Here is a 15766-nt window from a genome sequence, read left to right as displayed (position 1 = left end):
ATGGGTGAGCCTTTAACAGATAATTCTGATCTTTTTAAAAGTGGGATTTACCAAGGCTTAGTCTCTCATAAGCGTTTCTCACCTAAGATGAATGAGTTTTCTTATCAAATATCTATGCTTGGCATAATGTTAGATGAACTGGATAAAGTAACCACAGAACACCCGTTATTTGGAACAAAGTGGTTCAATCCAGTGCGCTTTAACGAAAAAGATTACATAAAAAGTGAACCAGGATCTTTAAAGCAACGTATTGCTATAAAAGTTAAAAGCTTAGGCGGTGAATGGGATGGCCATAAAGTTTTGATGATTGCCCAATGTCGTTGCTTAGGCATTTATTTTAGCCCTATTAACTTTTATTACTGTTTTGATAAAAATGAAGAATGCTCTTATATGTTAGCAGAGGTAAGCAATACACCTTGGAACGAAAGACATTATTATTTAGTGAACGTGCCAAAAAAGAGAACAAGTAATATTGATGGTAAAGGCAATATAACCAAAAAAGATTTTCATGTTTCACCTTTCATGGAATTAAACATGAATTATCACTGGAATATTAACCGGCCTTCAGAGAAATTGTTTATTAATATTCAAAACTTTACGCAAGATACCAACGAAAAAGTATTTGAAGCAAATATGAAACTAACCAAAAGACCATTAAAGACATTAACGTTAATTAAGTCTTGGTTGAGTTTACCTTTTACTATAATAAAAATCGTTATATTAATTTATTGGCAAGCCATAAAACTATTTATCAAACGTGTACCTATTGTAGATAAAGCAAAATAAGATCTGAGGTAATTATGGAACAAACAAATAGCCTAGTATTTAATAAAAAACTCACTTGGTTTGAGGAAAAGTGTAGAGCGATAGTTTTACATACGTTAGGTAAAATGAAAGATGCTTGCATTGAGATTCATGAAAATTCTTATAGCAGCACACATGGCGACATTAACGCATCCTTAAAAGCGCATATGCACATTCATGATCCGTCAATTTATCCCGACATTATAAAGGGTGGCAGTATTGCTGCGGCTGAAGGTTATATATCAAAAAAGTGGACTTCTTCAGACTTAACACAATTAATACGTATTTTTGCACGAAATCAAAAAGCTCTTGATGAAGTTGAAAACAAGAGCGGCTGGTTAAACACATTACAAAACAAACTGCTTAACTTCAAAAACTCAAATACGGTTACTGGGTCTAAAAAGAATATATTAGCCCACTACGATTTAGGCAATAATCTTTACACTAGATTCCTTGATCCTCAAATGATGTACTCGTCAGCTATCTATTCAGACGAAGAAACAACTTTAGATCAAGCGCAAACTCTTAAATTAAAAACCATATGCGACAAACTAAACTTAACAGCAGATGACCATTTAATTGAAATTGGTACTGGCTGGGGTGGATTAGCCATTTTTGCTGCAACTCATTATGATTGTAAAGTAACAACAACAACAATTTCAGACGCACAATTTGAATATGCCCAAGATCGTGTAAATTTTCTTGGTTTAAGCGAAAAAATAACCTTACTTAAAAAAGATTACCGTTTACTTGAAGGTCAATACGACAAGCTTGTTTCAATAGAAATGATAGAAGCTGTTGGCCACAATTTTATGGCTGAATTCTTCAATAAGTGTAATAGCTTACTAAAACCCAATGGAAAGTTACTCATTCAAGCCATTACTATTGCTGATCAACGTTACGATAATTATCGAAAAAACACTGATTTTATTCAGAAATATATTTTTCCTGGCGGTTGTTTACCTTCCATCGCAGTTATCAGTGAACACATTGCAACGTCAACCGATATGATGATCGATAACATCTCAGACATAGGTTTACATTATGCAAGAACCTTAAATGACTGGCGTAGAAATTTCGATAAAAATTGGGAAGATATTAGCCAGTTCGGATTTGATGAACAATTCAAACGTTTATGGCATTACTACTTTGCCTATTGTGAAGGCGCATTTATTGAGCGAGTGATCAGCACACACCATATAGTTGCTCGTAAGCCAGAATATAAAGATGCGCTAGATGAGACTATTCTCACTTATTAACTTAGCTGTTTTTCAGCTAATTTGGTTTTTATCTGCAACATATCAAGATAGTGGCATACCCATAATACTCGCATTAATGTGTATCCACTTCTTATTTAGCCCAAGCAGAAAAGCTGATATTGAAGTATTGCCCATCGCATTAATAGGCATAACTGTCGACCAATTATTAATGATTTTACAGGTAATTCAAATACCACATAGTTTGACACCCATTTTGCCACTATGGCTAATGCTTTTATGGTGTGTTTTGGCCTGGTGCTTCAACCACAGTTTACAGTGGTTAAGTCAGTTATCTCCTTACAAAATAAGTGGGCTAGGCGCAATTTTTGGTACCTTAAGTTATTACGCCGCATTGCAACTTAACGTATTCACTAGTGCTTATTCACCTGTATATTTTGTATTAATCATGGCAACAGTTTGGGCACTATTACTACCTTTTTTAACTCGCTTACATGCCTTAATAACTAGATCAGAAAAATAACACTACAAAGGAATTATCATGAACATTAAAAAGCTATTCACTTTTATATTTCTCAGTATATTTTCTGTTGCGAGCATGGCCGCTAACCTATCCAAAGATAATGATCTAGGGTCAACATTAGCATCTTCACTACAAAAACTAGGTGAAGGTCAAATGAACATATTGTTTTGGAAAGTATACAAGGCTGAATTTTACAGTGCTGATTCGCCTTATGATGAAAAATCATATCCAAAAGCCCTTAAATTGACTTATCAAAGAGACATAGAGAAACAAGAATTTATTGATGCAACACAAGGCGAATGGGTCAAACTGAATTCACATTTTAACGAAAGATTAGTACCTCAAATTCAAGAAGACAAATGGTTAACTCAATTAAGTAAAATTTTTCCAGATATTAAAGAAAATGACGTGATCCTTTTTACATTGAATAAAGAAAAACAAGCTAACTTCTACCTTAAACAAACGACAGTTAAGCAAAATAAACCTATAGATTACCAGTTAATAGGCAGTATTAATGAACCTACATTTGGTGACTACTTTCTTTCTATTTGGTTATCGAAACACACATCTGAACCTAAATTAAGAAAAAAACTAATAGGCCAATAAACCTCAGGTCTTTTGATTTTTCAGGGTTCAATTTTACTCACTTTAAAGCGGATTTCATCGCGATATGGGCTTTGTCTCCTGAGTCACCCTAGCTTCTGCACCCATATAGTCGTATTAAAACGCGAATACATTGCTGTAAAAACAATATAAAAGCCCAACTGCTCCTAAAAATAACGAGAGATAATTATGAAAAATACATCAATGAAAATAACAATGCTTTTCCTGTTTATTTGTTTAACTGCGTGTTCATCCCCACAAATAAGTGACTATAAAGAAACAACACCTGACTTAGTGTTAGAAGAGTTTTTTAATGGTAATTTAAGTGCTTACGGAATGGTATTAGACCGCAATGGTAAGCTGGCAAGACGATTCAGCGTAGTGCTTGAAGCACAATGGAATGGCAACAAAGGTACAATTAACGAATGGTTCGATTTTGACGATGGTGAGAAATCTACCAGAGTATGGCAATTAACCAAAGAAGATGAAAATACCTATTCCGGTACAGCAGGTGATGTTGTTGGCACAGCAAAAGGTCAAACAAGTGGCTCTGCACTCTACTGGAAATACGATTTATTAATTAAAATTGATGGGACTGAATATCAAGTAACGCTAGATGATTGGATGTATTTAATAGACGATAACAGGTTGTTTAATAAAACCAATATTATCAAATACGGTTTAAAGGTTGGAGAAATAATAATTTATATTGAGAAAGAAGCAACTTAGGAACGAATAGTTTACATCTTATTAACATAAATTTAACACAAAACATTTCATATAAAAGTATATTCAGTGTACTATTGTCGGTAACAATTTTTTACAAACCACTTTAGTTGCTATTTCTTCGATGAAAAAATTTCTTGTTAGCCTAGTTTCCTGTTCGGTATTTCTGTTAAGTACCATGCAATTAGCTGTATCCGCAGAAAAAAAACCTTGGGTTTATGTAGTCACTAATGGCGACAGCCTTTGGAATATTAGTAGTAAATTCCTCACTAGTATTGATTATTATACCCAACTTCAGCAATTAAATAATATTAAATACCCTAAAAGAATGAAACCTGGCAGTGTGATCCGTATTCCTATGGAGTGGATCAAACACACACCCGCTTCAGCACAAATATCTTTTCTGAAAGGCGATAGCCAATTCCTCCGAAATAAAGTACTAAGCCCACTAACATCAACAACTAAATTAGTACTCGGTGATGAGATCCGTACGGGTGATAATGGCAGCGCAACCGTAGTTTTTGCGGATGGTAGTGAGATGGTTTTATTTAAAAATACAATTGTTGCATTTGATCATCTATCTTCTTACGGCAAAACAGGCATGGTAGATACTCGTATAAGAGTAATTCAAGGTAAAGTAGAAACCAACGCACAAAAAAATAAAGGCCCAGGATCTCGTTTAGATATTTCAACACCTTCGGCGATAAGCTCTGTAAGAGGAACCGTTTATCGTGTATCTAATACAGGAGAAAACATTTCCACTGTTGAAGTGATTGAAGGCTCAGTTGCCGTTGCGGGAGAAAAGCCTGACAACACAATCAGTGTTGCCACCGGGCAAGGTACTCGTATCGAGAAAGGTGAAGAACCTACTAAGCCAGTAGCATTATTAGCACCACCAACAATTACAACAACTCAAACATTTTTTGAGAAACTTCCTGAAATACAATGGATTAAAAACACTAAAGCTGAAAGTTATAACCTTCAATTATCAGAAAATAATAACTTCAAAAGCATACTTTGGAGCCAATCAACCTCAGCTACTTCAATGGTATTACCTCAGTTAAGTGATGGTGTATATTTTTACCGAGTTACAGCAATCGACACACTAGGTATTGAAGGCCTTCCTGTTGTTAAACAGCTAACTGTAAATTTAGCTCCAAGTGCACCAAAATTAATCCACACAGCTGAGAAAATATTAGGTGACAATAAGTTATCTTCACTTGAATGGAACATATCAACTGATGGTGCTAATCGTTATCAAATAGAAATAGCTAAAGATAAAGAATTTACTCAAAACGTTTTGAAACAAACAACCACAGATACTCAAATACAACTAACTCAAGAGTTAGCTTTTGGAGATTATTTCTGGCGAGTATCTTCAATTAAAGACATTCAAAACGGTGTAGATAAAGGCCCAGCATCTGAAGTGTTAGCCTTTAACTGGAAAACCATCATTACAGCACCAAACTGTAAAGCTGAAGTCGAGTCAAACAATGTAAGTATTCGCTGGTCGCCAATAGAAAACGACCAAACAGCGACTATTCAAGTTGCTCAGGATGCAGAATTTACTCAAATGATAAAAACATATCAATTGGATTCTAATACCTCAACTATAGCATTCGACTCTTCAGAGGAAGTTTTTGTCAGATGTAAATTAAGTTTGAATAACACAGCTATTGAAAGTGAATGGGGTAACACTCAACATATCTCTCAATTAGACAAAGGCATACTTTCAATGTTTGGCTTTCTTTTATTAGTAATATTAATATGAGTTTGACTGTTGATAATCAACAATCAAAATCGTCAATCTCTTGGCGAAATAATAAGCTGCGCGTTGCTATATTTTTACTTGGCGTACTAGTTTTATTTACTAATGAATTCAGTAAATTAGACACTATTATTTATGATTGGTTATTAACAACTAAGCCCCATACCGTCGAACAAAACACTGTCATTATTGCAATAGATGATAAAAGTCTCCAAAAGATAGGTAGATGGCCGTGGTCAAGGGACGTACATGCCACCTTACTTACCGCTTTAGAAACCTCAAAAGCCAAGGCTATTGGCTTCGACATTCTTTTTACTGAGCCAGACAAAAACCACCCAGTAAGAGACAGAAACTTTGCAACAGCCATAGAAAAAAACAATTCAGTTATTTTGGCTGTAGCTCCACTTGCCCCTCAAAAAACTATCGCCTCTGAGCTACTTCCAATTCCTATTTTGGCAGACAAAAGTGCAGGTTTAGGGCACGTAGATTTAGAGTTAGATAAGGACGGTTTTGTCCGTTCCATTTATCTTTTTGCCGGTTGGAAAGAATCAAAATGGCCAAGCTTTTCTCTTGCCCTAGCCCAGCTTGCTAAGCCAGAAAAAACATTTGAAACTACCACGTTAACTTTAGGATCACATTGGACTCGACGCCAACCAATCTTGATCCCCTATACAAATAATCCAGGATCAATTCCAACTTATTCATATATCGATGTGTTAGATAAAACTATTAATATTAATACATTTAAAAATAAAGTTGTGATTGTAGGAATAACAGCTGCAGGATTAAGTGAAAGGTTTACAACACCATTCTCTTCTAATCATCAAAACATGACAGGTGTTGAAATAAATGCCCATATCGTTAACGGGTTAATTAACGACAAATTCATATTAAAAGTTGACCCTTGGTTAAATTATTCGCTTAAATTCATTATTATTCTGTTAAGTCTTCTTTGTACTTATTTCATTGCTAACTTGTGGTTAATTCCAAATTTAATTGTACAAGTGTTAGTCAGTATATCGGCAAGTGCAATACTTCTGTTTGGCTTTAACTTATGGTTTGAGCCCGCTTTAATGATAATTGCTCAAATACTTATTTATTGTTTAACATCTTTCATACATACAAAAAATACACATAAAAAGATTGCCGTTTTAGAAAGGCATATAGGTTACGATCCTGTAACTTTGTTACCAACTCAGCAACAACTTAAAAAGAATATTATCAAGGCATTAAGACAATCTAATGGTAATTTAAACTTTGCTATAGTTGTAATTAATTTAGGAAAGTTTAAAGACGTAAATGAATTGTTAGGCTTTAAAGCTGGTGACCATTTATTAAATATAGCGTCAACAAGAATCAATACCTGTATAGATCAAAAGCACGAATGTGCCAGATACAATGGACCTGAATTCGCTATCTTTTTTAAGGATATATCTAATAAAGAACAACTTAGCATTTTTTGCGATGCTCTCCATGATTTATTAGGTAAACCCTATCAAATACAAAATGAGAAGTTTGTTTTACCAATAAGTATTGGGGCTAGCTTTTACCCTGAACATACGCAAAAAATAGACGAACTATTTGACGCGTCAATTACAGCTATGCAAAAAGCTAAAAAGCAAAGTGGTCGTGGCATTTGTTATTACGATCAAGAAATAAAGTTAAATATTATTGAACACAACAAGCTGGTGAATGATCTAACGTCTGCATTAGCACGTAACGAAATTGAAATTTATTACCAACCACAGGTTACAGCTGAACAAAGCAAAATAATTGGTGTAGAAGCCCTAGTGCGATGGAATCATGCTGATCGAGGATTGATGCTGCCTGACGAATTTATCCCAATAGCAGAAAGCACAGGGCTAATTATACCTATAGGCAACTGGATACTACAAAACGCATGCTTACACTTAAAGTCTTGGCACAACGCTGGCCATACAGATTTAAGAATTGCTGTTAACCTATCTGCCGTTCAGTTTTCATCTCCTGATCTGTTAGAGCAAGTTGCCTATGCATTAAACAACGCTCAACTACCAGCTAAATATCTTGAATTAGAGCTAACTGAAAGTTGTTTAATGAAAGATATGGATAACGCAGTAGATGTACTAACAAAACTCAAAGGGATGGGTGTAAACCTATCTATAGATGACTTTGGCACAGGTTATTCATCTTTAAGTTATTTAAAACAATTCCCTATTGATAGAATAAAAATAGATCGATTATTTATCAGCGAGTTAGATACGAGTATTGATGCAAAAGAAATCACACTAGCAATTATATCAATGGCACATTCTTTAAAAATGTCAGTGATTGCCGAAGGTGTCGAAACAATCGATCAACAAAACTTCCTAAACATGAATAACTGCGAAGAGTTACAAGGATTCTATTTTAGCAGACCGATAACCCAAAAGAGTTTGTTACAACTACTTAGCTCTGCATCTCACCCTTAATAATTTACTTACGCTAAATTTTACGCAAAAAAAACGTGCATACAAATGTAGGCACGCTATAAACAAACATGAAATAAGAGAAACATGACTCTTATTAATTAAGAGTACAAACATCCTACTTAGTTCAAAACTATTACCCCATCACTTCTTGTTAAGACTAAAAACAAAAACGGCTATATAACCTACAAGTGTCTATAAGCACCTCTTTATAGTTATTACTCCTAACTGAGGTTAATTAATATCTTCATTCAAATAGAAAATTCAAAAATTAAAACAAAAAAAACGCACCCATGAAAATAGGTGCGTTAAAAATAAACATGAAGTAAGAGAAAAAACTCTCACTTATTGAGATTAGAAAAATTAAAATAAGTTCAGATTTATTTATTATTTGTGCATAACTACCTATTACGCCATCTACTCTCAAGTTCATAATCATACAAAAAAGATTAAATATCAAGCAACAAAAAGTATATGTAAATCATTTTAGTTATATCAAGACCAATAAAAACAAGGGTTGAGGTAAAAGAGGTCTAATGAGTAGCTTTAATACAGGATATTATTGAAGAAAATTCTTTATGAATAATTATTTACACCACATTAACAATCATCTCGCGCAGCATACAATATACACCTTTATACTGCTTTATAAAAAACCATCTACAAAGGAGATGCGTTATGAGTAAACATTAAATCAGATCAGCATAATACTTACATCTTAAGGGCAGTCATAACATCGGCATCTTTGCATTAACTCATAATTGTAAAATAAGAATACAACTATTTTACAATGGGTAAATTCATACAATTTAGGCCGAATTGAATGCAAAAAAAAACGCATCTATAAAAATAGGTGCGTTATAAATAAACATGAAATACAAGGGAAAACATAATTTCTATAAAGTAGGAGTGCTAATATTTTGATTAGTTCAATATTTTACTTATATTTATTTGTACTTGAGAATATAAGCCCAAATTTGTTCATAACAACACGACTATTTAATTAATTTGAACTCGGTTTAAAGTGTTTTTAACTTATACGCTAGCTTGATTTTTATTACTTCAAAGAAAGTTTCGCCTCAATAACTAGCCTAATACAAGTAAGATAAGCATATATTAAACCAACCTCAGGTTACTTAAATTCTAGACAAAAAAAAACGCGCTAACAAAAGTAAGCGCGTTATAAATAAACATGAAATACAAGGGGTAAACATAATCTCTATAAAGTAAGAGTATTAAAAGTTAATTTAGTTCAAAATTAATTTATTCTTTTATCAAAACTCACTCTTGAAAGTATGGAACCTTCCGTTTATCAGCTTTATCCATAGCCATTTGATCAACTTCACTTTTTATATCTGCTTCAGATTTAGTTTCTAATGATTCATTTTTAGCATCATCAAAAACAAGTTCAGTTAACAATGCAAAATGGTCAGAGCCATACTTATCTAAACGCTTTATGTGTCTTAATTTAAAGCCTTTACTATGAAATAGATGATCTAGTGGCCAGCGCATAAAAAAGTAGCTTGCATGAAAAGTATTATAAAAACCCCTGCCTTTACGAGGATCTAAAAAACCACTGATTTGCATAAATAAGCGTGTACTTCTCGACCAAGCAACATCATTCAAGTCTCCTGCAACAATCGTAGGGCGAGTACTATTTTTTACCGCTTTAGCCACCATAATTAATTCACTATCACGTGGACGAGATGAATCTTCTTCTGTTGGACTCGGCGGCGCAGGATGTATAAAGTGCCCTTGCATTTTTAACCCATTATCATTTTCAAATAAAATATGAATTGATGGAATATCATCTTCTATAAGCTCACAGATCTGCGAATCCAGTATTTTAAATTTACTGTATAAATGCATGCCGTAACGGTTATCTTTAGGGCATTCAATCACGTACGGATAACTATTTTTGAGAACAGATAATTTTTCTTCCCACCAAGAATCAGTCTCTAATGTGATAAGAATATCTGGCTTATGCTCACCCACTAATTTAATAAGCTTTTCACTTTCATGATTAGACATAAGAACATTTGCCGACATTACAATTACATTGTTTTCACTTTTATCTGATGTACCTTGCACTTCTTTTCTAGCAAAAACAGTATATGGAAAAATCCATTTCCCTTGCATAACCAAAACAACTAAAGCAATGATATTTATAATCAAAAACTCGTATGAATCACTTTTCACCTGTAAATACCCAGTAAAAATAGCAACTAGACTTGTTATATAAAAAACTTGTAAACGAATAAAATCACAACTACGCACTAAATAGTGCTGGCTATACGATATAGGTAATAAAGTTACGAGTAATAAAAAGCTGATCAAAACAGCTAAAAAAATGAGCACTTCAATATCCTTATAGATGAAAAATAAATTCAGAGTAAACAATTATGCATAAAATTGTTATGTAATTTTTATCTTCTTATATTGTTAATGAAGCTCAATCATACGAAATAAGCCGTAGGTTCAAGGAATCAAAGTAAACAGATAAACAAAGTTCCCCCTTATCACACAAGAGAATATCTTTAATTTTTGATTGGTATATTTGAGCAAAAAAAAACGCACATACAAAAGTAAGTGCGTTATAAATAAACATGAAATACAAGGGGAATACATGATTTCTATATAGTATGAGTGTCGTTATTAAGATTAGTTCAATAATAATTAAACTTTATTTAGTTATTATCATTTTATTTCTTAACAGCTAATTACCTGTATGTATATTCCCTCTTTCTTTTTTGGGATCCACAATAGACTATTAACCAAATTTCAGACAAAAAAAACGCGCTTACATAAGTAGGCGCGCTATAAATAAACATGAAATACAAGGGAAAACATAATTTCTATAAGTTAAGAGTCTCGATATTTACATTAGTTCATTAATTATTAAATTTTATTTAATTTATTGGTTAAAGGGAATATCAATGGTCAACTCTGATGAGGGTTGTTTTATATTTTGTTATCTATTAATTTTATTATTTCCCCTCTTCAAAACTTATCAAATTCCAGACAAAAAAAACGCACTTACAAAAGTAGGCGCGCTATAAATAAACATGAAATACAAGGGAAAACATAATTTCTACAAGTTAAGAGTCTCGATATTTACATTAGTTCATTAATTATTAAATTTTATTTAATTTATTGGTTAAAGGGAATATCAATGGTCAACTCTGATGAGGTTTTTTATATTTTCTTATCTATTAAGTTTATTCTTCCTCATTTCAAAACTTATCAAATTTCAGACAAAAAAAACGCGCTTACATAAGTAGGCGCGCTATAAATAAACATGAAATACAAGGGAAAACATAATTTCTATAAGTTAAGAGTCTCGATATTTACATTAGTTCATTATTAATTAAATTTTATTTAATTATTTTCTTATCTATAAAGTTTACTCCTCCTCACTTCAAAACTTATCAAATTTCAGACAAAAAAAACGCGCTTACAAAAGTAGGCGCGCTATAAATAAACATGAAATACAAGGGGAAAACATGATTTCTATAAGTTAAGAGTCTTTTTCTTCCGATTAGTTCAATATTAATTAAACTTTATTTAATTAATATTGAAGTTGTATAAATCAGTTTGTTTCTATGTAAAAGAAATGAAGTATTCCTTTCTAGTGATCCTATAAAAAATTTGTCAAATTCCAGGCAAAAAAAACGCGCTTACAAAAGTAGGCGCGCTATAAATAAACATGAAATACAAGGGGAAAACATGATTTCTATAAGTTATGAGTCTTCTTCTTCCGATTAGTTCAAAATGTATTTCAATAAATAAAAATAAATTCGCTTAGTAAGATTTTTTAAGACGATAATCTTCGTTAGATCATTTGATATTCCGCTCTAATGATCTCAATAAAGGCCTTTGCAGCGCTTGAAAGCGGATAACGAGTTCGAGTAACAATCCCCACTCTTCGACTTATTGTTGGCTGCGTTAATGAGCGACAAACAACACCTTGGGCTTGCAGTTGGGTTTTACATAAAGATGGCATAGCACTGATGCCGAGATTAATAGAGACCATTTGCCCAATGGTAACTAATTGATTAGCTTCAAGCTCTACATTCAAATCAATATTTTCATCCTTTAATGCGTTATCGATTAAATGCCTAATACTTGAGGGGCGTTGCAACATAATAAACGGATATTTGGCAACCATAGGCCATGTAATATGGTCATGCTTTAGTAGTTCATGCTTTTCAGGTAAAGCTATGACAAAGGTGTCAGTAAAGAGTGGCTCAAAATTAAGGTAATCTTCTTCGTCTGGATCAAAAGTCAGTGCTAGCTCTACCTGCCCATTTTTAACCATATGAACAGCGTCTTCAGCTATAACGTCATGCACTTTTATATTAATTTTAGGATAACTAGCTTTAAACTTTTGTAGCTGAGCGGGTAGTTCGCTACTCGCAAAAGATGGCATTGAAGCCAGAGTTAATTTACCTCTATTTAATGAAAATAAGTTATTTAAATCGTTGAAGGCATCATCCCAATTTACTAATAAGTTTTGCGCAATAGGTAAAAAAGCTTCTCCTTCTGGCGTAAGAGAAACGCTACGTGTTGAACGTATAAATAAAGCACCACCAACAATTGACTCTAAATTTTTAATAGAAATACTTAAAGCAGGTTGCGACAAATGCAGGATCTCACAAGCCTCGGCAAAACTATTACTTTTTGCCACCATAACAAAAGCTCTAATTTGTTTTAATGTTGCATTCATCTCTACTTCCTTTTTATAACTTTACCTAAAGGTAAAATATTTATAAAACAAATATAAAATAACATTCGCTAAATTTTACAAATATAACAGCAAATGATTATACGAAAGCACAACGCGAATAACAGTAATGTTTATCTTGATGATGAATTATTTTTTAATACCTCTACTACCTTGTTGATATTAAACTAGTTAAATACATCCAAAAGATAGATAAGCTAATTTCTAATAAAACTATCTCTTCGCTATCCCTCCTCTACAACTTACTTTTACCTAAAACTATACACATTATGTAAACACTGATGTACAGCAACAAATTTAGTGAATTGTTCTTATAATTTACTCATCTATTAAAAGCCCTTTACACTCTATAAAACCTTGCTTTATTTAAAGTAGATCGACCAGGAACCTAAATAAAATGAAACTTTATAGCTATCATCGCTCTTCAGCAGCTTACCGTGTTCGAATAGCTTTAAATCTGAAAAATATCGCTCATACCCTAGTTCCTGTAAATTTACTGAAAAGTGAACAAACTCAAACGCCTTATACTGATAAACAGCCTCAAGGTTTAGTTCCCTGTTTAGAAACTGAAGATGGCCGGCTGTTAGCTCAATCGGGTGCTATTCTGCAATACATAGAAGCGTTATATCCTAGCCCTGCTTTAGTACCAACAGAGGCATTTGAAGCGGCTCAGGTACGCAGTATGATCGATGTTATTGCTTGCGATATTCATCCTGTTGATAATTTACGTGTGCTTAAATATTTAACACAAACGCTAAATGTGAATGAAGAAGATAAAATGACATGGTATTTACACTGGATCGTTAAAGGATTTGATGTGCTAGAAACTCAAATAAAGGCATCACCTTACAGTCTAGGTTCCAAGCCTAGTTTGGTAGATTTATACCTAATTCCACAAGTATACAACGCACTACGCTTTAAGCTTGATATGACAGCTTACCCAAAAATAATGGCAACTTATAACAGTTGTAACCAACTGCCAGCATTTGATATGGCTAAACCTGAGAATCAAATAGACTTTCCTAAATAAAAGATAAAGATAAACATAAGCTAAAAAGATCAGTAACTTAAACTTCCTGAATAAGGCGAAAGTTTAAATTGCTATTGAACGACTCAATAATTAATACCAATTTGATTAATAAAGTGATCTACTTTTTCATGAGGAAAAATGGATAATTACAAGGCATAAAATTTAGTAAGTAGTTATTCTACTTATAAATTTTATAACGCCGTCATTATTAATTTTAACCGTTAAAAATGAGCAGTTAATTAATCAACTTGGTATAAAACAAGCCGTTAGATAGCAAAAAGCCTGACGATATCAGGCTTATTCTACGAGAGTTTATGTTTGAATTGTTTACCAGTCCAAACCTTTTTGGGCTTTTATGCCAGCTTTAAAGGCATGCTTAACAGGCTGAACTTCTGACACGGTATCGGCAAGTTCAAGTAAACGACGATGACAAGCTCGCCCTGTAATAATGACATGCTGCATTTTAGGACGGTTATTTAGCGCCTCAATAATTTCATCTAAATCAATATAGCCATATTTCACCATATAAGTCATTTCATCAAGTAACACCATATCGATAGAATGATCGCTAAGCATAGCTTTAGTCTTTTCCCATGCAACTTTAGCGGCGGCTATATCGGTTTTTTTTGATTGTGTTTCCCAAGTAAACCCGGTGCCCATCACCCAATGTTCGACTGGAAATTGTTTAAGAATATTCATCTCGCCGCATTCCCATTTCGAGCCCTTAATAAACTGAACGACACCTGTTTTTAAACCATGACCAACTGCACGCAATATGGTGCCAAAACCTGAAGTACTTTTACCTTTACCATTCCCCGTGATAACAACAAAAACACCTCGTTCTTCGGTAGCATTAGCGATACGTTCGTCCACTTTAGCTTTGATTTTTTGTTGGCGTTCTTTATGCTTTTGTTCGTCTGTTAATTTATTATCTTTTGCAGTCATTTTTATATTCTTTATTGTTCTTTAATTTAGGTTTAATTTGAATTACTTAGTTCGAAATCTAACTTTCTTACTTTAATATTTACACCCGACTTGTTAAGTTCTTGATAAAAATCGCCAAGATTACATGCTTCAACTTGTACACAAATAATTCCATATTTTAAAATAGCTGATTTGTTACTCTGCAACGATGCTTGTTTTAACCAATACAGCGCTATATTTAGGTCTTTATCAACAAATTCACCATTAATGTACATTTGAGCTAAGTTTATCTGTCCCTTAGCAAAACCTAACTCAGCTGACTGTTGGAAGAATCCAAAGGCTTTTTCAAACCTCATCTCATTAAAACTATCATTAAAAAAGGCTTCGCCTTTTATATTTTCTTGTTTGCCATACGTTAGTCGATTAGAGCGATAATATTCTTCGGTGGGTCCAACTAAGTTGCCATAAAGCTTATTTCGAATAGGTCGATTAGCTAAATAAATCGCACCACTTTCAAATAAATCTTTCACTTTATTAAGAGAAAAGTCGTAACGTTTACCTTCAAAATAATCTTTAAAAGTAAGCTGTCCATAACTTATCGCATTTAAAGTGGCATGTTTGCGTTGATAATAAAAACTACCATACACCAAGGTAACAATATCACCGGTGATATCTACAACCTTAGCAATTCTATATTTTTCATGAGGTCTTAAATCTTCTTTAATAACCCTAAAATCCATAAAATAAATATCATTAATCTTCGGCTCAGAAATAATAGCCAAAGAATTATCGGCCTCATGTTTATAATCTAAGTATTCAGTAAAAGCCGCGTATAAGACAAACAATGCCACCAGCATTGCAATTACTCTTGCTGGAGCAGCGAAATAACTCAAACCTCTAGGCTGTATTTCAGGATCCGTTTTAGTGTAGGTTTCAGTTTTCATGGTCACGCTTTATCTTTTAATATTGATTAAAGTTTA

General features: G+C 33.2%; 12 protein-coding genes. 8 read left to right on the top strand and 4 right to left on the bottom strand.

Features of this window, described 5'->3' with window-relative positions:
• The 7 genes from Q5N69_RS02485 (at position 1) to Q5N69_RS02455 (ending at position 8091) form a co-directional block, all read left to right on the top strand.
• On the top strand, positions 1-786 hold the full coding sequence (locus Q5N69_RS02485) for a DUF1365 domain-containing protein (RefSeq protein ID WP_304367261.1): 786 nt from the start codon (positions 1-3) through the stop codon (positions 784-786).
• A gap of 14 nt (positions 787-800) precedes the next feature.
• On the top strand, positions 801-2063 hold the full coding sequence (locus Q5N69_RS02480; protein WP_304367260.1) for a cyclopropane-fatty-acyl-phospholipid synthase family protein: 1263 nt from the start codon (positions 801-803) through the stop codon (positions 2061-2063).
• A complete protein-coding gene (locus Q5N69_RS02475) occupies positions 2041-2544 on the top strand; it encodes a DUF2878 domain-containing protein (RefSeq protein WP_304367259.1) in 504 nt (167 codons plus the stop codon). The genes Q5N69_RS02480 and Q5N69_RS02475 overlap by 23 nt, the downstream gene beginning before the upstream one ends.
• Positions 2545-2562: 18 nt before the next feature.
• Entirely contained in the window at positions 2563-3150 is a 588-nt protein-coding gene (locus tag Q5N69_RS02470; RefSeq protein ID WP_304367258.1) for a chalcone isomerase family protein, read from the top strand.
• Between the two features lie 186 nt (positions 3151-3336).
• Positions 3337-3876, top strand: a complete 540-nt coding sequence (locus Q5N69_RS02465; protein ID WP_304367257.1) for a DUF3833 domain-containing protein — start codon at positions 3337-3339, stop codon at positions 3874-3876.
• Between the two features lie 175 nt (positions 3877-4051).
• Complete coding sequence (locus Q5N69_RS02460; protein ID WP_304367256.1) at positions 4052-5644, top strand: FecR domain-containing protein; 1593 nt, start codon at positions 4052-4054, stop codon at positions 5642-5644.
• The gene (locus tag Q5N69_RS02455; RefSeq protein WP_304367255.1) at positions 5641-8091 is read left to right on the top strand and encodes an EAL domain-containing protein; all 2451 of its coding nucleotides are present in this window, start codon (positions 5641-5643) and stop codon (positions 8089-8091) included. The genes Q5N69_RS02460 and Q5N69_RS02455 overlap by 4 nt, the downstream gene beginning before the upstream one ends.
• A 1278-nt stretch (positions 8092-9369) precedes the next feature.
• On the opposite strand, the gene Q5N69_RS02450 is transcribed toward Q5N69_RS02455, so the two are convergent.
• Positions 9370-10446: an endonuclease/exonuclease/phosphatase family protein gene (locus tag Q5N69_RS02450; RefSeq protein WP_304367254.1), complete on the bottom strand. Its 1077-nt coding sequence runs from the start codon at positions 10444-10446 to the stop codon at positions 9370-9372.
• Positions 10447-11920: 1474 nt separating this feature from the next.
• Entirely contained in the window at positions 11921-12814 is an 894-nt protein-coding gene (locus tag Q5N69_RS02445; RefSeq protein WP_304367253.1) for a LysR family transcriptional regulator, read from the bottom strand.
• A gap of 415 nt (positions 12815-13229) precedes the next feature.
• Here Q5N69_RS02445 and maiA point away from each other — a divergent pair, with 415 nt between their 5' ends.
• Positions 13230-13862 (top strand): maleylacetoacetate isomerase, encoded by a 633-nt coding sequence (gene maiA / locus Q5N69_RS02440; protein ID WP_304367252.1) that lies wholly within the window; start codon positions 13230-13232, stop codon positions 13860-13862.
• 327 nt (positions 13863-14189) lie between these two features.
• Here maiA and cobO read toward each other — a convergent pair whose 3' ends face one another.
• Together cobO and Q5N69_RS02430 are read right to left on the bottom strand one after the other, a co-directional pair.
• The gene (gene cobO / locus Q5N69_RS02435; protein ID WP_304367251.1) at positions 14190-14807 is read right to left on the bottom strand and encodes a cob(I)yrinic acid a,c-diamide adenosyltransferase; all 618 of its coding nucleotides are present in this window, start codon (positions 14805-14807) and stop codon (positions 14190-14192) included.
• Positions 14808-14839: 32 nt separating this feature from the next.
• On the bottom strand, positions 14840-15730 hold the full coding sequence (locus tag Q5N69_RS02430) for a tetratricopeptide repeat protein (RefSeq protein ID WP_304367250.1): 891 nt from the start codon (positions 15728-15730) through the stop codon (positions 14840-14842).
• Between the last annotated feature and the right edge of the window lie 36 nt (positions 15731-15766).

This window comes from Pseudocolwellia sp. AS88, assembly GCF_030551755.1.
Classification (GTDB): domain Bacteria; phylum Pseudomonadota; class Gammaproteobacteria; order Enterobacterales; family Alteromonadaceae; genus Pseudocolwellia.
The sequence above is the reverse complement of the archived record's forward strand: the minus strand, read 5'-3'. Positions and strand labels throughout refer to the sequence as shown.

Coding starts and splice junctions, on each gene's coding strand:
- Q5N69_RS02460 (WP_304367256.1), top strand. CDS start 4,052: ATGCAATTAGCTGTATCCGCAGAAAAAAAACCTTGGGTTTATGTAGTC.
- Q5N69_RS02470 (WP_304367258.1), top strand. CDS start 2,563: ATGAACATTAAAAAGCTATTCACTTTTATATTTCTCAGTATATTTTCT.
- maiA (WP_304367252.1), top strand. CDS start 13,230: ATGAAACTTTATAGCTATCATCGCTCTTCAGCAGCTTACCGTGTTCGA.
- cobO (WP_304367251.1), bottom strand. CDS start 14,807: ATGACTGCAAAAGATAATAAATTAACAGACGAACAAAAGCATAAAGAA.
- Q5N69_RS02480 (WP_304367260.1), top strand. CDS start 801: ATGGAACAAACAAATAGCCTAGTATTTAATAAAAAACTCACTTGGTTT.
- Q5N69_RS02430 (WP_304367250.1), bottom strand. CDS start 15,730: ATGAAAACTGAAACCTACACTAAAACGGATCCTGAAATACAGCCTAGA.
- Q5N69_RS02475 (WP_304367259.1), top strand. CDS start 2,041: ATGAGACTATTCTCACTTATTAACTTAGCTGTTTTTCAGCTAATTTGG.
- Q5N69_RS02485 (WP_304367261.1), top strand. CDS start 1: ATGGGTGAGCCTTTAACAGATAATTCTGATCTTTTTAAAAGTGGGATT.
- Q5N69_RS02465 (WP_304367257.1), top strand. CDS start 3,337: ATGAAAAATACATCAATGAAAATAACAATGCTTTTCCTGTTTATTTGT.
- Q5N69_RS02455 (WP_304367255.1), top strand. CDS start 5,641: ATGAGTTTGACTGTTGATAATCAACAATCAAAATCGTCAATCTCTTGG.
- Q5N69_RS02445 (WP_304367253.1), bottom strand. CDS start 12,814: ATGAATGCAACATTAAAACAAATTAGAGCTTTTGTTATGGTGGCAAAA.